This window comes from Psychrosphaera saromensis, from assembly GCF_002954545.1.
GTDB lineage: Bacteria > Pseudomonadota > Gammaproteobacteria > Enterobacterales > Alteromonadaceae > Psychrosphaera > Psychrosphaera saromensis.
The window spans coordinates 3,498,651-3,523,833 of sequence record NZ_MSCH01000003.1; the positions used below are offsets into that span (position 1 = coordinate 3,498,651).

The following is a 25,183-nucleotide window of genomic DNA, read 5'->3' on the forward strand; positions in this document are numbered from 1 at the left end:
TACCTGAAGTGTGTATATTTATGCGTGTATTATCGTTTAGTTATAAATAATTTCAACAACTCTCTTTTGCTATATAAAAACAATCTCAGTTAAGGTAACGTTTAGCGCAAATATTTGAGCAATTTATCTGAATGGAATTTCCTATAATGAAAAACAAATGGTTAGTTTTTAGTCTGTTATCACTTTCTTTTGTAATTGCGGTTAACAATAACCAAGCAATAGCAGATGACGCCCTTCTTCCGCCAATAAAACAATTCCAAGGAAAAAGCTTACAGTTAGTTAAAGATAAGTCAGATAAGTGGCAAACTGGTTTTGAAAAGTCAAACATGCAGTCCACCTCAAATTATCAAAACAGCATTAAATACATAACCGAACTGGCCAACTCTGACCAACAATTCAATATAGTGTCTATTGGTAAAAGCCCACAAAATCGTGATATTTGGATGTTAATCGCCTCCAAAGACGGTGCTAAAACGCCAGAGCAATTACGCAACAATAAAAAACCAACCTTGTTTATTCAAGCCGGTATTCATGCAGGCGAAATTGACGGTAAAGACGCAAGCTTTATGTTGTTGCGCGACATAAGCAAAAACAATAAAGGTCACTTGTTAGATAAAGTTAACTTGTTGTTTATTCCTATTCTTAATGTAGACGGACACGAACGTTCAAGCCCACATAACCGTGTAAACCAACGTGGTCCAACTAATATGGGTTGGCGTACAACCGCACAAAACCTTAATTTAAACCGTGACTATGCAAAAGCTGACACACCAGAAATGCAAGCGCTTATTAACACCATAAACCTATGGAAACCAGCCTTGTATTTAGATATTCATGTTACTGACGGCGAAGATTACCAATACGATATTACCTACGGCTTTAACGGTACACATGGTTATTCACCAAATATTAGTAAATGGTTAGACACGCAATTAAAACCGACGATAAACGCTGAGCTTATTAAAAACGGTCATTTAGGCGGACCACTTACCTTTGGTATCGACAATAAGGATTTTGCTAAAGGCTTATTTGGTTGGACTGCAAGTCCAAGATACAGCAACGGCTGGGGCGACGCCCGCCACTTACCAACCATATTAGTGGAAAATCATTCTTTAAAACCGTATCACCAACGAGTATTGGGCACTTATGTTTTCTTAGAAACCATAATCAATAAATTAGCCAAAAGTGGTCACGAACTAATTACGGCCACACAAAAAGACATTAACCGCAAAAGTAAAACACTGGCATTGTCGTGGTCTGCAGATTCAGACAATCCTGAATATATGGACTTCCAAGGCATGGAATACCAACAAGCTATTGATGAGTTAACCGGAATCCAATATATAAAATGGACAGGTAAAGCGAAAACCTACAACAAGCTACCAATCTTTTGGGCCAGAAAACCCAATGACGTTGTTGACGTTCCTAATGCTTATTACCTCCCTGCGCAGCATTTAGAGGTAATTAAACGTTTACGAAACCAAGGTATTCTTTTGGAAGTGTTAACTCAACCTGAGTCTGTTGAAGTCACTGTATTAACCGCAACAGATTATAGCTTTGGCAAAACACCGTTTGAAGGTCACTTAACTGCAGACGCAAAATTCAGCTCAAAAACGTTAACTAAAGTGCTGCCAATAGGAACGGTAAAAGTTTCAACCAAACAAAAGCTAGGAACACTAGCCGTTGTGCTACTAGACCCAAGAGCGCCAGACTCTTATTTTAAATGGGGCTTCTTTAATCAGATGTTCCAACAAACAGAATACATAGAAAGCTACGCTATGGTGCCACTGGCTCACAAAATGTTAAAAGCCGATCCCGAGCTTAAAAAAGAATTTATTGAAAAATTTGGTGAAGCTGAAAGTAAAGAAGTTGCTGCGGGCATAAGCTCTAACGAAAAAGCCTCTAACGAAAAAATCTCTAAAGAGAATGCCTCTAAAAAAGCAGCCTCACTAGAAGAGTTATTCGCAGGCTCTTCTGATAACCAGTCTGTCGAGAAAATGAAATGGTTATATCAACGTTCGGTTTATTACGACAACCAGCATTTGAAGTATCCCGTTTTACTTGAAATGGAATAGCTTGAAAGTTAAATAGTTTAAAATGCAAAAAGCCTAGTTGTTAGAGTTATAACATCTAGGCTTTTTTGGAATTAATGTTGCTAACTATTAAAAGAAGTAACTCTCATCAATACTAACTTTATTTATACATTCTAAGATTCTCATTTCTAAGAGCCTAAATCTAACAACTGACGACTATTACGGATAGTTAGTATTATTATGTCGATTTCAATTTTATAAATAATCCGATAGTTACCAAATATAATTTCGCAGTAATTTGAGCGTAACAATTCTGGAACTTCACGTCCTAATTCAGGTTGGGAGGAAAGCATATCAATGCGATCAAATACTTCATCAACCCACTTTTCGGCTGCAGACGGTTTATCTAGAGCTATGTATTTGGCACTAGCTTCTAACTTGTCTAGTGCCAAAGGTGACCAAATTACTTTCAAGCCTTAAGAGCTGTTAAAACTTGCGCACGTGCATCTAGGTTGCTGACTCCTAAACCTGATGCAATTTGAGCTTCTGCTTTTTGTACTTCTTCAAGTAGTTCTATTTTTTCTTGCATAGACTCATACTCAGCAACGTCAACGACAACAGCCACGCCCTTTCCTCTTTGAGTGATCACGATTGGTCTTCTTGTTTCATTAATTTGTTTAATAAAAGAAGCAGCTCCCGCTCTAAAATCTGATAATGGTTGAATATCTTGGTCAAAACGAAGTCGAGTCATAAATGCACCGTTAGTTGTACTAAATTCAGTACCAAATATAGTTAAATTTAAAGGTTGAGGCAAGAGATAAATTATCTAGTTGAGGAAACCTGTCATCAATACATGAGGCTTATATTGATGACAGCTTAGAATTAACACTCTACTTAGTTTTTAGCATTAGTTTTTAACGTTTCAGCCCAATGCCAGGCTTCTGTTTTGTACAAAGGAACGGTAGACAATGCATGATGGTGACTACCATTGGTTTCTTTGGTTGAATAAGACAAATACATTAACGTGTTAGTTTTCTTATCAAAGATACGACGTACTTTTAAACTTTTTAATAAGATGCTTTTAGACTCACGAAAGATCACTTCACCGTTATTTGATAAATCAATACCATCAAGATGCTCTGGTAAAATAGGCCCAGTTTGACGACAAGCAATAGACATATCTGACGGATCAGAAAAATCCAAGTCCGCTTCAATGTGACTAATATGACAAGTAACCCCCGGTATTTTAGGATCTTGCTCTGCCTTGATGATCACATCTTTAGTAGTAAACAGCCCCAAACTCACCTTCCCCGCATCTTCAGTACAAGCAGTAAGCGCAACAGCTAATACCAATGTCACTAACAGTTTCATATTTGTTCCTTTGTTTTTATATGGTGGATTTATATCAGGAGTGTAATGAGTTTTTGTAATTAAGACCACTTGCAAAGTGAGCTTATGTTTATCAGGCGTATTTATTGAGATGTGGCTGGGCTAGAATTAGCGCATCATGTGTTTGTGTTATTAGCACGATGAATAATTACAATTAAAACCAAGCCCAATAATGTTGCAATTACATCATTATAATCAAAAACTCTAGATGTCCAATACTGCTCAAATTCGTAAATTAAAGCACCACAAGTAAGAGCAAACCAACTTTTTTGAAATGAACTGAATTCTATATTTTTATAAAAGATTGGGATTGCTGATATTAAGCCAAATAAATATAAAAAGCTGGGTGCAGAACCTAAAAACATATCTATAGGTAGGTTTATACCATAGAGACTTTCACGAAAAAACTTAACCAATAATGCCAAAAACAAGCAAATAGAAAAACTATAAATGTAGAACGTCTTACTTTTAAATTGCATTATTTCTTCAACTCGCAAGGTATTATGTTAATGAATATTTCGTTAAAGACACCCTACCAATAATTACTAATTTGGGTTATCTACTGAAGAGCTGGTATCCAATAACTTAACAACCTTTCCTTTCCCCTTAGTTGTCAATTTATAGGTGTAACTACTAACTTTACGGTTCCAATCTTTTAATAAATAAACTCTATCTAATAAGCATTCTACTGAATATTGAATTTTAACTGACTCATAGGGGAGCTGATTTATAAAATCAACCATGAATAATTCATCTTTTTCTTTAAAAAGGAGTAAAGCTGATTGTTCAGCATCCGTTAGCTGTTCTTCATCTTGCTCTTCATCAAATAAAAGCACTTGTTTGGGCTCTTCATTTTTGTCCTCACTTAATAGTTCATTCAAATTTAGAATCTGTTCTTTTAAATTTTGGACTTCATCATTTTTAGTTTTAAGTTGGTTATAAAAAGCTTTTTCTAAAGCTAAATGAGCCAATCTTAATTTCTGAGCTTCTTTCTCTGGCAGTGGTGTTTCGCCCTCAATTTCTAGTTTTAACTTCTTTAACTTAATTTGTGCTTTCTCCCAGAAGGAGTATGTCCAATAGGACAAGAATGGATATATTAAAATGAACAAAAATGCAGAAATCAAAGGAAAAATAACAATTGTTCCCCAAAATTCATAACTATCAGCATATAGTTTTTTGTCTATGTAATAAATTTTTTCTGAAACTTTAGTTGATGAAAATACATATAAAACTGTTTTCCAATTCCAAATTAGCCAAGATGATAAAAAAGCGCCTGCTAACGGGCTTGATATCCTTTCGTATAAAACAGCTTTAATTGAGTTTATTGTATCTTGAAACATTATTAATCCATTAAAAGTATGAGCAATTTACATTCAATCTTATTATTCAATTACTTTCAAGCCAATAAAATTCAGACATAAAATAATAACGGAGACATCGAACTAAATCACACCAATTTCAACTATACACTTTACAGCAAATCGCTAGATTCGCCTTTATCTTTTCGTTCTTGATCTTGATTTTCCCCTCCATCCAAATATTCCTGAAATAAAATAAGTTTTCCAAAGTATGAGACATTAATCCATGGATGGATTTAATTAGAACAACGCAGGACGCAGTTGTCGAGGACGTCGAATAAGGGCTTGTTTTTCAAATCATGGAGATGGGATGTCATCAATACAGGGATGTATTATTGATGACCGACGAAGGTAAACCTGATCGTTAATTAAAAATTGGTCATTAAAAACGACAAAGGCACCCATAAGGTGCCTTAATTCATACCACTAGAGACTTGTCATCGTTATTCCAGCGGTAGCTACAAGTTAATGCAGTCTCAAAAGCCCGATACAGAAGTAGAGCGGGAACCAAGTAATTATAGTTTTTTTTATTTAAAACTCAATAACTGATTAAAACTATTCTTTGGTTAGCTCAATATACTTCTATTATTTCAGTAAATATCCTGCCCCAATACTATGTATTACACCTTCAGTGATACAAGCTAATAATTCAGAAGGAATAAGTTCATTGTAATATTTTCTGTCTTTTGATTTTCCTATCCTGATCAAATCTAGCCTACGAAAAGCAACTCTATAAATCATATCGCATTACACCCAACATTGATTATTATGCCCTTGAAAGAAAGGGCTAAGAGGTAAGTATCGAGAGTCAATTTTCACATGGTGTTTTTCGATAAATACTGGTTCTTTAGTGCTTATAGGAACGACTGTACATAAACCACTTTGCCTTCTTGAGCGAGGTGATACCACAATAACAGGTCTTTTCTTTACCATTTCAGGTGGTTTGAAAGCATCTGTAAAATCACACATCAACATTGCTCCTCTTTGAGGATGAAACTTGATAGCCATATTTTAATCCATTAAAAATTGTTTAAACCATACTACAAATAATATTAGCAATTAAATTCACTTATGGTGCAGTTCTAGTTGACGGTTCAAAATATAGTTTAGTGACCCCTCTCTATACCACTAATTAATAAAGTTTTTATTTAACCAGCCGATGTATAAATTAACAGCACATTTTTAATTATGTTTCTGCTTGAATAAATGGAATTTAATATGGAAATCACTCATAACGCATTAAAAGAAACCGCAACTGCACAAGCTCAAAGACAATCAAAGCAGGTTGAGGTTAGCAAGTCATCCACCAGTAACTTAAATGATGCAGTAAGCAGAGTGCAAACTCTTGCTAATGATATTTATACTGCAAGTGAGCACATCCCTTCTGTTACTTACGATAGACCTTTAACCGTCACGGAAAGAGATCCTGCCGCAAACTTACTTTTAGATAAAATGGCTCAAACAATTGACTCTGGTGGTGAACTACCCACTAAGTTAGCTTCTGTAAAACCTAAGTATGAAAAAATGATGGGAGAAATTGCAGTTGAACAACCGTCTTTAGCCAATAAATATTGGGGTTTCTCGGTTGATGAAAATGACAAATTAGTCGTATCTGGTGATATCACAGAAGATGAACGCATTTACCTTGAAGATAAATTAAATAGTAATGATGACATTGTCCGTTTAACTAAAGACATTCCTGAGATTTTTATGAAAGGCCAAGAGTATGACCGTGGTTACTATGAAAATGAGCAAGGAAAATATTGGGGGAAATATGATGTTACCCAAGAAAACTTTAAAGACATTGTGGATATAAAAGCCTTATTAGAAAGTGGTAACGGCCCAATGGCACAGGGAACATGGAATGATTTTGATGGTTTTGCTTATATGAATGAATTAAGAACTCAATTAGCTCGCAACGCAGATATTATTCCGAGCAAAAGTTTGAAAGTGACCTATGAACTTAATGGAGGGAAATAATTAACCTTTAGTCCCCTAGTTTGTATCTTTTGGGATTAGTACCTTTTGGAATTAGTGCAGTTTAAACTAGATTAATAGGTATAAAGTTTTGCATTATTACACCGATATACTTATTAACAGTCTAGAATTTTAAATAAATTAAACAAAAGCAGTGTTCAATATTTAGAAGGAATTTAATATGGAAATCACTCATAACGTATTAAAAGAAACCGCAGCTGCACAAGCTCAAAGACAATCAAAGCCTACTGAGGTTAGTACGTCATCAACCGGCAACTTAAATGACGCAGTAAGTAAAGTGCAGTCTCAGACATTGGCTGATGATATTTATACCGCAAGTGAGCACATCCCTTCTGTTACTTACGATAAACCTTTAACCGTCACGGAAAGAGATCCTGCCGCAAACTTACTTTTAGATAAAATGACTAATACAATCAGTTTTGGTGAGTTACCCAAAAAATTGATTTATGTAAAGCCAATGTATGAAAAGATGATGGGAGAAATTGCAATTGAGCAACCATCTTTAGCCAATAAAGATTGGGGTTTTTCTGTTGATGAAAATGACAAATTAGTCGTATCTGGCGATGTAACTGAAGATGAAAAAGCTTATCTTGAAGAAAAATTAAATAGTAATGATGACATTGTCCGTTTAACTAAAGACATTCCTGAAATTTTTATGAAAGGTCAAGAGTATGACCGTGGTTATTTTGAGAATGAGCAAGGAAGATTTTGGGGCAAGTATGATGTTACCAAAGAAAATTTTAAAGACATTGTGGATATAAAAGCCTTACTAGAAAGTCGGGCACAAGCTACTGATCCATTTTCATTTGCAGATGATTTCATGGCTCAATTAGCCCGCAACGCAGATATTATTCCGAGCAAAAGTTTGAAAGTGACCTATGAACTTAATGGAGGGAAATAATTAACCTTTAGTCCCCTAGTTTGTATCTTTTGGGATTAGTACCTTTTGGAATTAGTGCAGTTTAAACTAGATTAATAGGTATAAAGTTTTGCATTATTACACCGATATACTTATTAACAGTCTAGAATTTTAAATAAATTAAACAAAAGCTGTGTTCAATATAGAAGGAATTTAATATGGACGTCACTCACAACACATTAAAAGAAACCGCAGCTGCACAAGCTCAAAGACAATCAAAGCCTGTTGAGGTAAGCAATTCATTAACAAGCAAGTCATCAACCAGTAACTTAAATGACGCAGTAAGTAAAGTGCAGTCCCAAACATTGACTGATGATATTTATACTAAAGCTGAACATATTCCTAAAGTTACTTACGATAGACCGCTAGAATTCACTACTGTTTTAGCTGATGATCCTGAATTACTAGATAAAATGACCAACACTATTAGTCATGGGGAATTACCAGCCAGGGTAAAACAGATACAGCCGATATACCAAGACTTCATGCTAGAATTACGAACAAACTCACCGACTTTAGCACAAAAAGATTGGGGCTTTTCTGTTGATGAAAATGACAAATTAGTGGTATCTGGTGATATTACCGAAGATGAACGCATTTACCTTGAAGAAAAATTAAATGAAAATGAAGATCTTGTCCGTTTAGCCAAAGACATCCCAGATATTTTAATTAAGGGCATGGAATATGACCGTGGTAATGATGGCAAAGGACAATACTATGGTAAGTACGATGTTACCGTTGAGAACTTTAAAGACATTATTGATGTAAAAGAATTATTAGATGCATCTGCAACTTATATTTCTACAGGTCTTCTCCACTTCAACCCTGATTACCAAGACAACCTTGGAGCTCAGCTAGCTTGGAGAGCTGAGGTTAAATACGCTTATTGATAACCATCCTCAAGTATAAAAGATTATAAAACGCCCCATCACCTCTATTGCCCTTATTATTCAAGGCTCAAGTTAAACAATATTTTATATCTCAATAAATTTAATCCCATAAAGTACTTAGGTGCTTTATAGTATTAACAATTTTTAACAATATGAGCTTTATGATGAATAAAATATACATACGCTTAACTTTTATCGCTTCAGCACTTTTCATATCTGCATGTGGAAAAAATACAGTTCCGCAGCATGAACAGAGCGTGAGCCTTGATAATGTACATCAACATATCAAAGTACTAGCTTCTGATAAATTTGCAGGCAGAGGTCCATTAACTGAAGGTGAAAGCCTTACGATTAATTACTTAGCTGACGAATACAAAAAAATAGGCTTAGTTGGTGCCGTTGATGGGGAATTCTTCCAACCAGTTCCTATGGCCAAACTCACACCTAATCCGGATATGGTGTTAAAAATAGGAAAGCTTGAATTTCAAGCAGGTAAAGACTTTACCGCTCGTACAGAACAAATAAACCAAACTATCGACCTTGTTGAATCTGATATCGTGTTTGTAGGTTACGGTATAAACGCACCTGAATACCAATGGAATGATTATCAAGATATTGATGTTACTGGTAAAACCGTCATTGTATTAGTTAACGATCCGGGTTTTGCGACTCAAGATGATGCTTTATTTACAGGTAACGCAATGACTTATTATGGTCGTTGGACTTACAAATATGAAGAAGCGGCAAGACAAGGTGCCAAAGCCGTGCTTATTGTACATGAAACTGCACCAGCAGCTTACCCTTGGGGTGTAGTAGAGAGCTCAAATACAGGTAGTAAATACACTCTGATTGATGAAGAAAATAATCGTAGTAAATTACCTATTATGGGTTGGATACAATACGAGGCAACTAAAAAGCTAATGACGGCAGCTGGTTTAGATTATGCTGACTTGAAAAAACAAGCATTAATGCCAAGTTTTAAAGCAACGCCTTTAAACTTAACTGCAAATCTACAGTTAAAAACTAGCATTGAACATGCTGAGTCAAACAATGTTGTTGCCTTGCTTGAGGGGACGTCTAGAGCGGATGAATATATTGTTGTTAGTGCTCATTGGGATCACTTTGGTACTAAACAAACTGCAACAGGACCAAAAATTTATAATGGTGCAGTCGATAATGCCACTGGTACAGCAGCAACTATAGAAATTGCTCGAATTCTTAAAAAGCAGCATCAAGATAAACCTTTTGAACGTTCTATTTTGTTTGTGAACTTTACAGCTGAAGAAACTGGCTTAATTGGCTCTGAACTATTTGCCAGAGGCGATCTGATACCAACTAAAAATATGGTTGCTTTGTTAAACATTGATGGCATGAATGTATTAGATGCTGTGGATTACACATTACAATATGGTAAAGACATGTCTGAAATGGAAGATTACTTGGTAAAAGCAGCGGCGAAGCAACAACGCCATGTAAAGCTTGATCCTAGACCTCAAAATGGTTTGTTTTTCCGTTCAGATCACTTCTCTTTCGCAAAACAAGGTGTACCAAGTTTATTGTTTATGAGCCTTGGCGATACAGATCCTGATTACATCACACATAAATATCACAAAGAACAAGACGATTACTCTAACACCTGGTCTTTAGGTGGCGTTGAGCAAGATATTTCATTGATTGTTGATATTACTAGTGAGCTTGCAACAAATGAAGATTGGCCTAAATGGAAGGCTGAGTCTGATTTTAAAAAACGCAGACTACAAGATAGAAAATAAATACATACATAAAACAGTATTAGAAACATCTATCTAAGTTTTATTTAGGTCAAATGTCCCGTCCTAAAATAAGTTTAAGGCGAACCATAAGGTTCGCCTTTTTTTGTTTTTACTCTGCTGTTTTTAATTTGCAGCTCTTGCTCTGAAAAACATCTGGATTAACATCTATTACTAAAATAAATATTTTCTCAAATTAGTTGAGCATAGCGGTAGTAGCTTGCCTTAATTAGATGGGCTAAAACTAACAAGCTACTCCATCAAGTGAAACGTTAAAGTTCAAAAACATACAATGCCGACCTTGAGCTACAAGTCTCAAGAACTTAAGACACCAGCTTGGTATCATCTGTGGTTACTACTGTAACTTCGTTTAAGCGTGTGACTAAAAGCTGCTCGACTCTTATCCCATCAACGTCTATGGCTTCAAATTTATAACCGTCGTGGACCACGTAATCTGTACGTTTTGGTAAGCGCTTCAACGTATAAATAAGGAATCCCGCGAGGGTTTCATACTGGTTATCGTTGGGAAATACGTCAACGTCTAGTAGCTTCATTAGGTCGACAATTGGCGTCACGCCATCGACTAACCAAGAATTTGCATCACGCTGGACGATTTGTTCCTCGCCATGAATTGTCACTAGGTCGCCCATAAAACTACTCATTAAGTCTTTTAACGTCACAAGACCTACTATCATAGCGTATTCGTTAACCACTATCGCAAAAGGCTGCATTGCCGTTTTAAACTCGTTAAGGGCTTCCGACAGCGTTAAGGTTTCTGGTAAGTAAAACAGTTCAGTTTGGATCATGCTGTCTTTCAAATGTGCGGATTCGCCTTTAAGCAATTGGCGTAATATTTGTTTTGACTCAACTGAGCCAACTACTCTGTCCAAATGCCCGTCACACACTAAGAAATTATTATGAGGGTGCTCTAGGATCTTCGCGCTAATGGTTTCGCTATCGTCTTTGATATCAAAATAGACAATGGCATCGCGTGTGGTCATCGCGGTAGGCAAGGTGCGGCCTTCTAGTTCAAACACATTGCCTAGCAGTTGATATTCCTGTTGTTGCAATGAACCGTGCTCGGCTCCCGCGTCCATCATGGCGACGATGTCTTCGGTCGTCACTACGTCTTCTCGTACCATTGGCATTTTAAAAATACGTAACACCAGATTAGTGATGCTATTAAAAAACATAACAAGCGGTGTTAATGCATAGGTGATGATATTCATCAGCCCGACGACTTTTGCAGCAACGGCTTCTGGCATGATCATAGCGATGCGTTTTGGCAATAAGTCGGCGAATAATATAAATAACGATGTGATGGCTAAGAAAGACAGCAAGAAGCTAATTTGCTCTGCCATAGGGCCAGAATACACAAGCGCGACTAACTTAGATGTATAAGGTGTTAGGGTTTGTTCGCCAATGATACCGCCTAATATAGCGATAGCATTAAGGGCTATTTGGATCATAGCGAAGAAGCTGCCTGGTTGCTCTTGCAAACGTAGTACGGCGGCGGCTTTGGTATCCCCTTCGTCGGCCATGACTCTTAACTTAATCTTCCGCGAAGCTGCGATGGAAATCTCCGACATAGCAAACAAGGCGCCAAATAATATCAAGATGCCAATGCCTAATAAGTCAATCATGTTTTACTCCAGTTCACGGGGTTGAGCGAGCGCTACCCATCGTCTTGCTTCACTAAAAAAGCGCGCAATTATTATTCAATATTAGCTAGACAGCAACAACTTTGTTATTAAGATTGTAAAATAAAATTATCACAATTAAATCAATAAGTTAGATTGCATTTCTTGAGGTTTTTGTAAGTTCATGTAATAACGAGGGCGTTTTTAGTGCTTTATGATGTTCACGCTAGCTCACTTTGAAGTAAAAATGGATTAACACAGAAATGGGTTAACCCATACACAGCTTGCTACTTATTATTTGAGCTAATTGTATGGCAAAGCGAACCGCTAGGTTCGCTTTTATCTTCTAAATAAAAAAACTATTCTCCAAACTTAACCCTAAACCCAGCATTAACCGTGAAGCCGTCGTTTCTTGACCAGATATCTGTGGTCCATCGACCACTTGCTGATTGTGTAGGTAGAACCAAAGAATAATCTCTCGTTTGTCTTACATTCAACAGGTTTTCAGCGTTAAGAAAGTAACTGATCTTGCCTATGGTAATTTGCCCTAACAAGCCTAAATGCCAATATGGTTTACTCTTACTTAAGTAAGGATTATTTTCTAACTGCTGAGTGCCCGTGTAATAAGCCTCAAATCCCACCATATGACTGCCATGCTCTTCCCACATAACAACCGCTCCAGCTGAATGTTTTGGCGTAAGCGCTAAAGGAGTATGGTTAAAGCCAGTTTCATCGGCTTTTGTGGCGTCTGTATATAAGTAACTACCGGTAAATTTAATGTCCTGCCAGCGATAGCGTAATAACAACTCAACGCCTCTTATTTGGCTTTCTCCTGCGGCATTCACAATACGAACTTGTTTATCTGATGTGGGGTCTAAACTGTCGATAACCTCAAGATCTGTGGCGTTTTCAACATCTGAGGCGAACAATGTCATGCTAGTTTCCATGCTACCTAGCACATAACTAATATCCATAGATGCGGTTGAAGCGGTTTCCGCGTCTATATTTTCTAGCGGTGCAAGGCGCGATAAACCAGCTTCATCTATATCTTCAATAAATGGGCTCGGAGCAAAAAAGCCTTGTCCGTAGGAACCTCGTACCGTCCAGTCACCGGGTTTATATAACATTGAGATACGTGGACTAACTTGAGTACCATATTCACTATGCCAATCTGCACGAGTGCTCAGTGATAATGAAACCTCATCGTTGGCATCAAAGTCTACTTGTGTAAACACACCAGGTACTTGATAAGAATAATCATGTATTGGAAAGGTTTCTGAGCTGTATTCTTCTGACTGAAAAGCGACACCAACTACCCATGCTGCTTTTTCTGTATAGCCTGACAGACTAGTTTCAATGAGTTGACTTTGATGGCTGTCATCTTCAAACACAGTGCCGTATTCATGTTCATGGTCTTGGTTCATTGCTGAGCCACGAACATTAACATTCATCATCTCACCTACTGGTTTATCATAAATAAAACCAATATCGGTTCTTAACGAGTCTTGTGTTTGCGCAAATGGATTACCGTCTGGCAGATTTGAATTTGCAACTGTGCCTCCCGTTCTTTGCTCCGTCATTGCCCCCAAAGTTAAATATAAGTTAGCCCCGGTATCATCTTGCCAATAAAAACGAGGACGAACACTGGCCCTTTTGTAACCGGCCATATCTATCCAGCCATCATTATCCAAGTCTTGTTGTTCTTGGTGATGAACGCCTGCAGTAACAGATGCACTCGTCGACTCTGAAATTGGCGATGAAAAATATGAGGTAATATCTTGGCCGTTTTTAGAAGTGACATTAACTAACACCTCACCTTCTGGCTCGTCATTAGGCGTTCTTGAGATTAAATTGATCACACCACCAAGAGCCGAACCTCCATACAGTGAAGACGCTGAGCCTTTAATGATTTCAACATTAGCAAGGTCCGTTGGTGGGATTTGTAACAAACCGATTGAAGCGGTTTGGCCACCATATAATGGCAGGCCATCACTTAACAACTGAGTGTAACGCCCAAACATGCCTTGTAATCTAATATTGGCACTGCCTAAAGCGGGCGATGTGGTTTGCACCCTAACACCACCCGTTTCAGCCACCAGCATAGAGATATTGCCGGGACGCATTAAGGCTTTTTCTTGAATTTCTTCACCATCAATCACTTCAGTACGTGTGGCTGATTCTGTAACTATACGACCTAAGCGTGATGCGTTAACTTGAATTTTCTCAATTGTGCTGTCGTTTTTTTCATGGTGAGCGTGTTCATGGTGATTTTTTTCATGGAGGGCATGTTCATGAGATTTTTTTTCATGAAGATCATGTTCATCCTGCGCTTTATTCTGGTGCTCATCTTTATCATTAGCTTGTGCTAATGCAGGAACTAACAGTGCGATCACTGCTAATTTTTTATAATTTGTTTGCATATTTTACCTCGGGCAATGTTTAGTATTAGCTCAATACAATAAGGCTGATACTTTGATTCTGTTGTTTTTGTTCAGATTGTGTTTGGTCAGATAAAATAAAGCACACGAATACGGTTATGCTGTGCAATATTTTATGAGGTAAAAATGGGAGGCCGATACCGCGAGGTGGCAATAGATTTAGGTTGAGCAAAAGATTGTAAATACGGTGATTCGCTCAATAACATAGATGTTGCTGGAATCAGTTCAACATTTAAAGACATTGCAGATGTACAGCCATTAGCAATACAAACACACGCACCATCACAACATTCATCGGTGCAGCAGTCGACTTGGCTTTTTACATGCTCCGAGCTTTCCACCTTAGTAGAGCTTAGAGTGTTATCTAGACTAGTTTTGAAATCATTATGAACAGAAGCGGTTACATTAGAGACGATTAAATTAGAGCTGCCTAGATTAGAAGAGCTTACCCCTCTACTTTCTTCACAAGAATTAAACATGTTATAGCCCACAGCCTGCCCGATAAAAGCAGTAAAAAGAACGGTTAAAACTAAGACTTGGGATAATTTAGGGAGCATGTTTATTCCGAATATTAATACGCACACTATGTTACTCGGTTAGCATGATAATGTGAATAATTACTGCGGAATTGATCAGTTAAGTTTGAGTAGGTTATCAACCTAGCCTTGGTTTTTGAGATTTAGTTACTGAAATTTAGTTACTTGGGTATTAGTGGTTTAGATTTGTCGGCTCAGGTATAGACTCTTGGGTTTTATAACCGTTAACCACTAATACTTTTATATAAATGACCATAGGTAGACTTGTGTTGGTTAAATAGAAATTCACGCAGTACCTCGCGCGATACCCCTTCTGCATTTATTTTAACGGCCATAACGCCATTTTCCGTACGTACCTCTTCATACACCATATCAAGCTGGGTGCCATTGGGTAAAATGAGCTGTCTTTTACGATCCCCTTCATGAGCTTTATTATGCTCAAATTCTTGTGGCGCTTTAATAGTCATGCCCGAACTAGATAATGACAAAACCTCTATGTCTTTTTGGGTAAGCTTATCAACTACCCGAACACCTTTTAGTTCCTCCAGTCGCCAACTTCGCTCTACACCACGTATATCAATAACTTCTGGCGTGCCTAATGTAGGTGATAATACACCGAGGGCATCTGTTTTTAACATTAACGGAAAGAAAAGGCGGTAATGACTAATTTCAGCCAACAAGGTTAACTTGGAATTACCAAGAATATGAGCCAACACTTGTGGTATTTCTGTTTCTACACTTAGTGAGTGGTCTGGTAATGAGCCATCAGAGTTGTCATTCCCTAAATGTTCACTTTCCGAACTCCCATTACCTAGAGAGAATGCATTGCTAAAATAAGCAAGCTCTTCATCTGTTAAAACCGACATAGCTATTTCCTTTTTGGTTATTATTCATAACCAACATCTCGCGTTAAATTGAAAATCTCCCGCTAAGCTGAAAAATAGTAGTCCATATAATAATTTTTAACATAAATCAGAGCGTTACAAAGATAGTACAGGAAAGCATTGTGAAATTTTATTGCAGGGTATTGCACGCATGTTTTTGAATATGGATATTATGTTCTTGGCATAAAAAAGGGCGTAATTATCGCCCTTTTGTTCTATCTCTTGTTTCTCTTTTTAAGGCATTAGCTTTCAACTAATGCCAGCCGAGTCCTTTATAAATAAAGGTTTATATCCACAGCATCTCTATCTTGATCATCATTCAAAAAGTCGTTCAAAATAGAAGTGTGTCCTTGTCCAGCTATCACTAATACTTTTTCGCCAGGCTGTGCTGCCTTTTGAACATTTGCGTACATTCTAAAGTTTCTGTGCCACCAGCTAGCTGAGGCGTCTGCACCTTCAAAACCAGAACCTGCGCCAACTTCATTAGTGGTTATGTACAATGATTTGTTTTTACGGTTCAATTTAGGGTCGTTGTACTTAACCAAAATTTGTTGCAAAGATAAGCTACTGTGCATTTTGTTAGACATGTCAGTAAACTCTTTAATTTGCATTTCAAAACGTTTTTGCACTGGCGCATTTTCTGGCATCACTTTCATCATACCTTCTGCTTGCCATTGTACTTCACGCTCATCAAAACAAGTAACCGACTTTGCATTTGCTTTTTTTGCGACTCTAAAACCAATTTGGTAGCTCTCATTTATCGGCAGTGTAAAGTTACCTTGTAAGTACTCTGCATATTCTTTATCTATTTTACCTTGTTCATTACGAGCGCATTCGAGCAAGACTTGTGTTGGCGTAAACTGTTCACCAATTTTAGTTGTGAGCCGTTCTAAGTAAGCTTGGCTTTCCTGCGTAGATACATCCATTTGTTTTGTTTTGATTGTATCTAAACCGGGATTAGAAAAATGAAACGAACCTAACATTGAAACTTGAGCTTTTGGAAGCTCGCTTTTCGAGTTATCAACTTGTGCATATAAATTAGAAGATGTTAGTAATAACGCAGATAGTAAGTAAATTGTGTTTTTCATGTTTTGTCCTTATGAGTGTATTTGCTACATTCTTATTTATTTTTATATTCTCTACTCCACTTAATTTGCAAAAACACAGCCAAAAACCTAAAGTATTGAATTAATTGACAAAGTTACAATTTCATCACTAAAAACGAGTTGCATTAATTTACAAAAAACTAACTTTTGGTTGATATAACCATATTTTAGTTTTACCAGATAACAACTTTCAGAATAAATGATAAACGTAATATTAAAATAACTAAAAAGCCGCAATACTCATGTATTGCGGCTTTAATATTTCAATGAGTTTGAATAGTGTAAAACTAACCTTAATTATAATCCGCTACATAATACAAATGCAGAGATCTCTTAAGGGTTAGTTATCAATAGTTGCAGTTACCCTTTAAAATATAATCGACAGCTACTTTTTGAGGAAAAAGTTTTGATAATAATATATACTTCAGCCATGTAAGATTTCTGTTTACTCTCGGAGTACGGATACATTTAGGTAATAATATATGCAGTTGCACTCTACTTTATACCAATGGTATTCAGTAATTTCTTCTTGTCACAAGGCTTTCCTCGATATTAAAATGACACAGCCATCTCCCAAGCGAGTAACTAACAAGTTTATGCAAATACTTATTTTTAGTATTTATACGCTTTTTTTTACAGCAGCTCATGCACAAGAAAATACTCTACAAGCCTCACAAGCTAGTATTAAAATAGCTGAGTTGTCTGAATCTGAACTGTTAAAACAAGCAAAATCACTTAAATATAGCGACATACCTCTAAGCATAGAATTGGCTAATAAAGCACTTAAGTTATCAAACGATAATAATAATCTTAATAAAAGTGCACAAGCTCATACTCTGTTAGGCAAATTAACTGAAAAAAACAATAATATTACTCAGTCAATTAAGCACTTTTACCAAGCATCGCTAATTTATAAACGTTTAGGTGATCAGCGTGAACAGATAAAATCTTCACTTTATTATGCCAATGTCTTTTTTACTGCAAAGCGCTATGACGAAGCTAATAAAATTATTGATGAGTTACTGCTAGTAGCACAGGAATATGGCGATGAATTATATATAGCAAAAACCTTAGTCATCAAAGGCAACGGTTATTACCAGCAAGAACATTATAACGATGCCATTGTGCAATTCAGTAATGCAATGACCTACCTTTCAGGTGAGAGTAAAGCAACAAAGAAACAGCTTGCCCAAACGTATAAAAAAATAGCTCAGTCATATAAACGCTTAAAAGATAAAAAACAAACCGTCTCTTTTTATAAAAAAACATTAGCGATATATACTGAATTGGACGATAAAAAATCCATAGCTAATAACTTACATAACCTTTCCACGGCTGAGCGTAATCAAGGGAATTATGTAATAGCACTTGATTACTCAATGCGCGCTTTAGAAATACACGAACAAATAGACGACCCTGAAGGACGTGCCAAAGCATTATTGGGCACCGGGATAATTTATCGCCATATAGGTCGGTACGAAAAATCACTTAACTATGTACACGAAGCTCACCTGTATTATAAAGCGGTGAATAACATCAGTGCTATGCTCAATACGTCTAATCAAATGGGCTTTGTTTATACACGTTTAAAAAAATTCCAACAGGCCAGATCATTTTACCAACTCACCATCGACTTACCTGAAGAAAAAGTAGAGCCTAAAGATCTTGCGACCGCATTAAGAGAAATGGCGGTTATTGACTTGAATTCTGGTAATTATGCATCGGCCATGATGATGGCAAAAAAATCTCATAATATATATAAAGAGTTAAATGAAAAATCAAAGTGTTCTATAACAGCACGGATCATTGGCAATATTTATTATGCTCAAGACAATGAGACGCAAGATCGCGCGACTCAAAATGGTCGTACACAAAAGGGCCTTACTCAACATAATCTTGATCAGAATAACCATGCCCGTGCTATAGCTTACTATGAGGAGTCTTTAGCGCTTGCTACCGAGATTGGCCATAAAACATATCAGGCAAAAGCGTTAACTTATCTAGGTCGCGCCTTTCTGACCGACAATATCGACAAAGCCGTAGAGTTATTAAAAAAATCGTTAAAATTATCCACTGAAATTGATTATAAATCACAGAAATTAGATGCCTATAATTTACTTCGCAAGGCAGAGAAAATACGAGGCAATGTTAGTGAATCACTACGTTATGCTGAAAAAGAGATCTCATTAACTAGAGTGATCCAAAGAGAACGAGAAAATGATGAGCTGATCCTAGCCAAGGCTAATTTACATTCTTACAAAATAGAAATGGAATTGGAATCATTAAAAGAAAAAGCCAAACTCGACCAACTTGAGCTGACCAAAAAGAACAGTGAAATTGCTATTGCAGAACAAGCCGGGTTAATTGCTGAATTAGAGCTTACCAAAAATCAATATGCCAGTATTGCATTGGCCTCATTGTTAGCGATATGTCTATCCGCCGTCGTATTTATTTATCGAAAATTTTCGAACTCCAAAAAACGCAATAAAGAACTTAACTATTTAGCTGCTCGCGACCCACTGACAAACTGTTACAACCGTAGGATCTTGTTTGATTTTATCAATCGTGACTTTGCAAATCCAGAAAGGCTCGGCGAGTATTGCATTATTCTGGTCGATATAGACCACTTTAAAGCCGTTAATGATACATACGGACATAGTATGGGAGACTCTGTACTTAGAGAAGTAGCAGCAATCCTACAAGCGAGTGTTCGTAAGAATGACATTGTAGCGCGCTTTGGTGGTGAAGAGTTTTGTATCGTTTTACCGAGTGCGTCGCAAGACCAGGCTATGCGTATTGCAGAGGCTATGCGTTTAGAAGTTGAAAATAGCCAATTTGACGACATTAAGACAACATGTAGCTTTGGTGTATCTTCTATTAAATTTAATGCTAAAGATCCGACAGAGTTAATAGACCAAGCTGATATAGCCCTATTTAAATCAAAATCTAGTGGCCGTAACTTAGTCACCTTGTGGGATAAAACACTCTAAGATAAAGTTTACGACTCACAATATTTATGTGAGTCGTAACACTCTGCACTCTTTCACTTTTAATAAAAAAGCTAGCTGCCAAGACCTAATGACGTTCCTCTGCCAGAATGACATTTTCCAAATAACTCACCTTGTATATAATTTGTTACCGAGTCATATTGGAGGTAAATCGTCATGCCGGACACTTTATCTTCGCGGTACGATTTAGCGTCGTTAAAAAGCCAAACCTCTTCCATTGCACTGTCATCACTTCTTACAATACGAGACTCAATAAACTTATCTTTCCCATAACCACAACGCTGTTTAATGTTGTTAAACGCCATTGTTTGATACCGCTCACTAATGCCACTTTCGCCAGCAACACCGGCCCACACTTCAATTAATTCTATCGCGCCTTTATCAGAGCTATCTTTTATTAAACGAACAGGCGATTTGCTTTTTATCAGTATTTCATTCCATTGCTCTTGGGTCATATTACTGACATTGGCACTGCTGCTATCGCTGCTAGTATTTGAATTTGTACTAGCGCAACCTGTAACCCAAAAAACACTTAAAATAATAATTGTTAATTTATTCATAACTAATCCTTTGCATAGAGTCTCTGCTATTTTTATATAGCCTTACTCATTATGCTTTTCTTCGACAACAGCCGATGGTATCTGATAAAAAATACAGTTTAACAGCTAAATACATGAAACATAGAATCAATGGCGCCTAAATCAATGGCACGTAAATCAATGACACAGAAAATTTCTCTAGCCCCTTATAATAAAGTAGGTCTCTTTTAGACGCTTAACAAAAACATAAATCTAGAGCGTGGTTTTTATTCTTTTTTAGTCATAAAAAAAGGGAGCTTATTCGCTCCCTCAAATTCACTTATAAATTAAAACTATTCGTTAAGCTTCTGGCTTATCACCCGCTAACTGATGTTCTATTTCGTTAGTTATTGCCATTGGCGAGCCTGTGTTTTTAGCAATCCAATAATATGCCATTGGAATAACGTACAAAGTTAATATGGTAGAAAATGCCACACCAAAGAAGATAACAACACCAATTACCGAACGACTCTCTGCGCCTGCACCAGACGCTATCATTAACGGAATAGCACTCATTACCGTTGAGAATGATGTCATGACGATAGGACGCAATCGTTGTTTTGATGCTTGTAACAAGGACGCTTTAAAGTCACCACCTTTATCTCGTAACTGATTAGTAAACTCTACAATCAAGATGCCGTTTTTAGCGGCTAGGCCAATCAACATCACCAGTCCAATTTGACTATAAATATTCAATGTCATGCCTGTTAACTTTAAGCCCATTAATGCGCCAAGTGCGGCTAACGGCACAGCCAACATAATAACTAAAGGATGCACAAAGCTTTCAAACTGCGCGGCTAATACTAAGTAAGTAACCACCATCGCCATTAACATAACAAAGCCAATTGAACCGCCCGACTCTTTGTATAATGCCGACTGCCCTTTGTAATCAACGTTAACGCTACCGGTAATATTGTCGGTAACCACCTGATTTAAAAAGTCTAATGCTTGTCCTAAGGTATAACCGTCGGCTAAGTTTGCATCAATCGTAATTGAGCGCATACGGTTATAACGATTCAAACGACTTGCCGTTGCTTGCTCGTTCACTTCAACCAAATTAGATAATGGGATTAATTGTTGAGTGGTAGCAGAGCGTACATATAATCCATCTAGATCCGAAGGACTATTAAACTCTTCATCGCGGCCTTCAAGTAATACATTATATTCTTCACCACGTTCAATATAAGTTGTGGCGCGGCGCTGACCTAACATCGCTTCTAATGTGCCACCAATATCGGCCACCGACACACCCAAGTCAGACGCACGTTCTGTATTAATCTCCACCAGCAATTGCGGTAAGGTTTCTTTAAAGTCACTGTCGAGTCTAAGTAATTTAGGATTCTTACGCGCCTCAGCCAAGATAATATCTCGCCAGCTCGCCAGTTCTTCATAAGTGTCGCCTTGAATAACAAACTGCACAGGATTGCCAACACCTCGGCCACCAATACCACCTCTCATTACTGCGAATGCGCGAATGTCGGTTAACTCTTGTAACTCTTTTGAGATCTCGTCCATCACTTGATTGGTGGATTTAGTTCTGGTTTCCCAGTCAGGCATACCGATAACTGCAACACCTGAGCTGCCACCAAACCCCGGCGTTCTAACCAGTACTCTGCTAAGATCACCACGTTCATAATAAGGTAACAAACGCTTTTCTACTTGTTCGGTATTGTTAACGCTATTTGTATAACTTGCTCCCTCAGCACCTTTAATAAGGACAAAGAAATTACCTCTGTCTTCTTTTGGGGCTAATTCTTGAGGAATGGTTTGAAACAAGCCAACCATAGTTGCTAAGGCCAATACCATAATAATAACTAAGCCAATTTTGTTATTAACTGCAGTTTTAAGTTGGTTTTCATAGCTATTTTCTAACTTGTTAAAGCTATTATCTAACCACTTACCAAATTTAGATTCGCGTTCCTGGTGTTTCAATATTTTTGAACACAACATAGGCGATAAGGTTAATGCCGTGATACTTGAGAAAACAACGGCTGTGGCGACGGTGACGGCAAATTCGACAAACAAGCGCCCTACATTGCCCTCAAGAAACACCAAAGGAATAAACACAGACACCAAGACAAGCGTGGTAGCGATAACGGCAAAACCAACTTCTCTAGCGCCGTTATAGGCCGCCATGAGTGATGATTCACCTTCTTCGATACGACGGTAAATATTTTCCAACACCACAATGGAGTCGTCGACTACCAAACCTATGGCCAATACTAACGCTAACAAGGTTAATAAATTGATAGAAAAGTCTAACATTAGCAATACACTGAACGTGGCAACTAAAGCCACAGGCACTGTGATAGCAGGAATGAATGTTGCTCTAACATTACCCAAAAATAGATATATAACGAATATAACCAAAGCAATGGCGATGGCTAACGTGCTATAAACTTCTTCAATTGATTTTGCGATAAACACAGAAGAGTCATAAGAGTCTGAAATCTCAGTTCCCTCTGGCAAGGTTTCTTGTAGTTTTGCTAATTCAGCTCTGGCACTACGCACAACGTCTAAAGTATTAGCTTTAGACTGTTTGATGATACCGAGGCCAACCATGTTTTTACCGTTACCACGGAATGAGTTTTCTTCATCTTCAGCAGCTAATTCAACTTCACTAACATCACCAAGGCGAATTAAGTAACCATCTTCACCTTTACCAACAACTAATGACTTATATTGCTCAGGGGTTTTATAGGCACGTTCTATACGTACATTAAAAATTCGTTCTGTTGACTTAACTTCACCAGCCGGAAGTTCTACGTTTTCTCTGCGTAACGTATTTTCAATATCGGCAACGGTAACGTTTCTTGCTGCCATTGCGTCTCGGTCTAACCAGACTTTCATTGAATAATCACGACCACCGCCCAAACGCACACGAGCAACCCCATCTACCACGGCAAAACGGTCAACAATATAACGTTTGGCATAGTCGGTTAATTCAAGGCTGTTCATGGTGGTTGAGTTCATAACAAACCAAGCGATAACGTCTTCATCATCACCGGCTTTAAATACTTCCGGTGGCAACGCTTGTTCTGGTAAGTTGTTTAACGCTCTTGATACACGCTCACGAACATCATTGGCAGCAGAGTCAATATCACGAGTAGTTTTAAACTCTACTGTAATTTGAGAGCGGCCATTGCTAGAGCTGGAATTAATATTTTTAATCCCTTCTATACCGGAAATTCGCCCTTCCAATAACTGAGTAATTTTACTTTCAACAATTTCAGCCGACGCGCCTGGGTAACTAGTGCTAACTGACACAATTGGTGGATCAATATCTGGGTATTGACGTAACGACAACATGAAAAAAGCAACAATACCAAAAGTAACAAGCAACATATTAACTACGGTTGCAAATACAGGACGTTTAACGGAGATATCAGATAACAACATAACTTACTCCTTGGCTGCAGCAGTATCAGCGGCCATCATTTCAGGTGTCGTTATCATTGAGCCTTCACGCACTTTAATGACACCTTGGCTCACGACTATGTCACCTTCAACCAAACCAGATACAATTTCTACAAGACCAGGCTTGCGTCGCCCTGTTACCACTTGCACACGGTGAACTTTGTTATCAATTACTTGGTAAACATAATGCTCTGCGTTAATTGGGATAATTGCCGTTTCTGGTACCGTTAACACTTCAACCGATTTAGTTTCAACAATCAATTGTAACAACATGCCAGCTCTTAACTTCAGCTGTTTGTTCGGGAAAATAGCACGGACTTTAAATGAACGAGTCGCTTTGTCTAACCGTGAGGCGATACTAGTAATTTTACCGTTAAACTCCAGAGGGTAAGCGATGTTTTTAGCCGATACAGATTGACCAAAACTAACACGGTTTAGAAATTTCTCTGGTAATTCAAACTCTACTTTGATTTGAGATAAATCATCTAACGTAGTGATTTCAGTGTTACTTGTTAGTAACTGACCTTGGCTTATTTGACGTAAACCTAATTTGCCAGCAAACGGCGCGTACACAAATTTTTCTGACAATCGGATTTTAGCTACTGACAATTGAGCTTGAGTTGTTTCCATTAAGCTCTTTTGGCTGTCTATCGCACTTTCTGCCGGAGCACTGGTTTTATTTATATCTAATAGGCGCTGTAGTTGTCTTTGTTGTTCTGCGAATTTTATCTCTAATTCTTTTACCTCGGCCTGCTCTTGTGCATGTTCAAGTGCAATGATCAATTGTCCTTTTTTAACATTATCACTGTCATCAAAATGAACGGACTTAACACGGTCAGTACTTTGGGCCGTTAAAAGAATAGATTCATTTGCTTGAGTTGTGCCTAAAGCGGTAATTTCATCTTTCAAAAACTGTTTTTTTACAGTTTGAGTTTCAACTAAAGTAGGTTTATTACTGCCTTTCTTCGCGGTTAAAGTATCTGCTGCAGGCCAAAAGACATACGTCAGCATACAAATTAATAATAATACAATCCAAGTAACTGGTTTTTTAAACATTTATTTATACCCATATTGGTTGAAAGAGTGAGTAGTATTAGAGCCTCACGTTATTGTCGGCGATAATATCAACATTAGCCTCGGCGTCACAGGCGATTAACCTTAGCAAATTGACGACTTAACGCTTATAAAAAGAATATATTTTTATTTATAACTAAAAATAA

At 37.4% G+C, this 25,183-nt stretch carries 20 protein-coding genes; 6 read left to right on the forward strand and 14 right to left on the reverse strand.

The annotated features are described in order from the left end of the window. Positions 1 to 146 precede the first annotated feature (146 nt). Positions 147 to 2,075 (forward strand): M14 family metallopeptidase, encoded by a 1,929-nt coding sequence (locus tag BTO11_RS15805; RefSeq protein ID WP_181135940.1) that lies wholly within the window; start codon positions 147 to 149, stop codon positions 2,073 to 2,075. 146 nt (positions 2,076 to 2,221) lie between these two features. Here the strand turns inward: BTO11_RS15805 and BTO11_RS15810 are convergent, their stop codons facing one another. From BTO11_RS15810 to BTO11_RS15835, 6 genes are all read right to left on the reverse strand, one after another. Next, positions 2,222 to 2,506, reverse strand: coding sequence for a type II toxin-antitoxin system RelE/ParE family toxin (locus BTO11_RS15810; RefSeq protein ID WP_105053506.1), 285 nt, complete (start codon positions 2,504 to 2,506; stop codon positions 2,222 to 2,224). Continuing rightward, a complete protein-coding gene (locus BTO11_RS15815; protein WP_105053801.1) occupies positions 2,503 to 2,784 on the reverse strand; it encodes a type II toxin-antitoxin system Phd/YefM family antitoxin in 282 nt (93 codons plus the stop codon). The genes BTO11_RS15810 and BTO11_RS15815 overlap by 4 nt, the downstream gene beginning before the upstream one ends. Before the next feature lie 143 nt (positions 2,785 to 2,927). Further along, entirely contained in the window at positions 2,928 to 3,404 is a 477-nt protein-coding gene (locus BTO11_RS15820; RefSeq protein ID WP_105053507.1) for a CreA family protein, read from the reverse strand. 134 nt (positions 3,405 to 3,538) lie between these two features. Next, positions 3,539 to 3,901: a hypothetical protein gene (locus BTO11_RS15825; RefSeq protein WP_105053508.1), complete on the reverse strand. Its 363-nt coding sequence runs from the start codon at positions 3,899 to 3,901 to the stop codon at positions 3,539 to 3,541. A gap of 66 nt (positions 3,902 to 3,967) precedes the next feature. After that, the gene (locus tag BTO11_RS15830; protein ID WP_105053509.1) at positions 3,968 to 4,762 is read right to left on the reverse strand and encodes a hypothetical protein; all 795 of its coding nucleotides are present in this window, start codon (positions 4,760 to 4,762) and stop codon (positions 3,968 to 3,970) included. A 765-nt stretch (positions 4,763 to 5,527) separates the two neighbouring features. Beyond that, the gene (locus BTO11_RS15835; RefSeq protein WP_105053510.1) at positions 5,528 to 5,788 is read right to left on the reverse strand and encodes a type II toxin-antitoxin system PemK/MazF family toxin; all 261 of its coding nucleotides are present in this window, start codon (positions 5,786 to 5,788) and stop codon (positions 5,528 to 5,530) included. A gap of 210 nt (positions 5,789 to 5,998) precedes the next feature. On the opposite strand from BTO11_RS15835, the gene BTO11_RS15840 reads away from it, so the two are divergent. The 4 genes from BTO11_RS15840 to BTO11_RS15855 all read left to right on the forward strand — a co-directional run bounded on the left by BTO11_RS15840 (position 5,999) and on the right by BTO11_RS15855 (position 10,359). Continuing rightward, positions 5,999 to 6,760: a hypothetical protein gene (locus tag BTO11_RS15840; RefSeq protein ID WP_105053511.1), complete on the forward strand. Its 762-nt coding sequence runs from the start codon at positions 5,999 to 6,001 to the stop codon at positions 6,758 to 6,760. A gap of 178 nt (positions 6,761 to 6,938) precedes the next feature. Continuing rightward, positions 6,939 to 7,679, forward strand: coding sequence for a hypothetical protein (locus BTO11_RS15845; protein ID WP_105053512.1), 741 nt, complete (start codon positions 6,939 to 6,941; stop codon positions 7,677 to 7,679). A gap of 176 nt (positions 7,680 to 7,855) precedes the next feature. Beyond that, entirely contained in the window at positions 7,856 to 8,587 is a 732-nt protein-coding gene (locus tag BTO11_RS15850) for a hypothetical protein (protein ID WP_105053513.1), read from the forward strand. A 164-nt stretch (positions 8,588 to 8,751) separates the two neighbouring features. Beyond that, positions 8,752 to 10,359: a M28 family metallopeptidase gene (locus BTO11_RS15855; RefSeq protein WP_105053802.1), complete on the forward strand. Its 1,608-nt coding sequence runs from the start codon at positions 8,752 to 8,754 to the stop codon at positions 10,357 to 10,359. A gap of 320 nt (positions 10,360 to 10,679) precedes the next feature. Here BTO11_RS15855 and paeA read toward each other — a convergent pair whose 3' ends face one another. The 5 genes from paeA to BTO11_RS15880 form a co-directional block, all read right to left on the reverse strand. Next, positions 10,680 to 11,999 carry a polyamine export protein PaeA gene (gene paeA / locus BTO11_RS15860; RefSeq protein ID WP_105053514.1) on the reverse strand — a complete coding sequence of 440 codons (1,320 nt, stop codon included), beginning with the start codon at positions 11,997 to 11,999 and terminating at the stop codon, positions 10,680 to 10,682. Positions 12,000 to 12,355: 356 nt separating this feature from the next. After that, entirely contained in the window at positions 12,356 to 14,416 is a 2,061-nt protein-coding gene (locus BTO11_RS15865) for a TonB-dependent receptor plug domain-containing protein (protein WP_105053515.1), read from the reverse strand. Between the two features lie 131 nt (positions 14,417 to 14,547). Further along, a complete protein-coding gene (locus tag BTO11_RS15870) occupies positions 14,548 to 14,913 on the reverse strand; it encodes a hypothetical protein (RefSeq protein WP_146105509.1) in 366 nt (121 codons plus the stop codon). Between the two features lie 281 nt (positions 14,914 to 15,194). After that, on the reverse strand, positions 15,195 to 15,836 hold the full coding sequence (locus BTO11_RS15875; protein ID WP_105053517.1) for a hypothetical protein: 642 nt from the start codon (positions 15,834 to 15,836) through the stop codon (positions 15,195 to 15,197). 290 nt (positions 15,837 to 16,126) lie between these two features. Then, positions 16,127 to 16,942: a DUF5694 domain-containing protein gene (locus BTO11_RS15880; protein ID WP_105053518.1), complete on the reverse strand. Its 816-nt coding sequence runs from the start codon at positions 16,940 to 16,942 to the stop codon at positions 16,127 to 16,129. Positions 16,943 to 17,556: 614 nt separating this feature from the next. Between BTO11_RS15880 and BTO11_RS15885 the strand changes: the two genes are divergently transcribed. After that, positions 17,557 to 19,950: a tetratricopeptide repeat-containing diguanylate cyclase gene (locus BTO11_RS15885; RefSeq protein WP_244904497.1), complete on the forward strand. Its 2,394-nt coding sequence runs from the start codon at positions 17,557 to 17,559 to the stop codon at positions 19,948 to 19,950. 71 nt (positions 19,951 to 20,021) lie between these two features. Here BTO11_RS15885 and BTO11_RS15890 read toward each other — a convergent pair whose 3' ends face one another. From BTO11_RS15890 to BTO11_RS15900, 3 genes are all read right to left on the reverse strand, one after another. Further along, positions 20,022 to 20,528, reverse strand: a complete 507-nt coding sequence (locus BTO11_RS15890; protein ID WP_105053519.1) for a hypothetical protein — start codon at positions 20,526 to 20,528, stop codon at positions 20,022 to 20,024. A 318-nt stretch (positions 20,529 to 20,846) separates the two neighbouring features. Beyond that, complete coding sequence (locus BTO11_RS15895) at positions 20,847 to 23,945, reverse strand: efflux RND transporter permease subunit (protein WP_105053520.1); 3,099 nt, start codon at positions 23,943 to 23,945, stop codon at positions 20,847 to 20,849. A 3-nt stretch (positions 23,946 to 23,948) separates the two neighbouring features. Then, entirely contained in the window at positions 23,949 to 25,019 is a 1,071-nt protein-coding gene (locus BTO11_RS15900) for an efflux RND transporter periplasmic adaptor subunit (RefSeq protein WP_105053521.1), read from the reverse strand. Between the last annotated feature and the right edge of the window lie 164 nt (positions 25,020 to 25,183).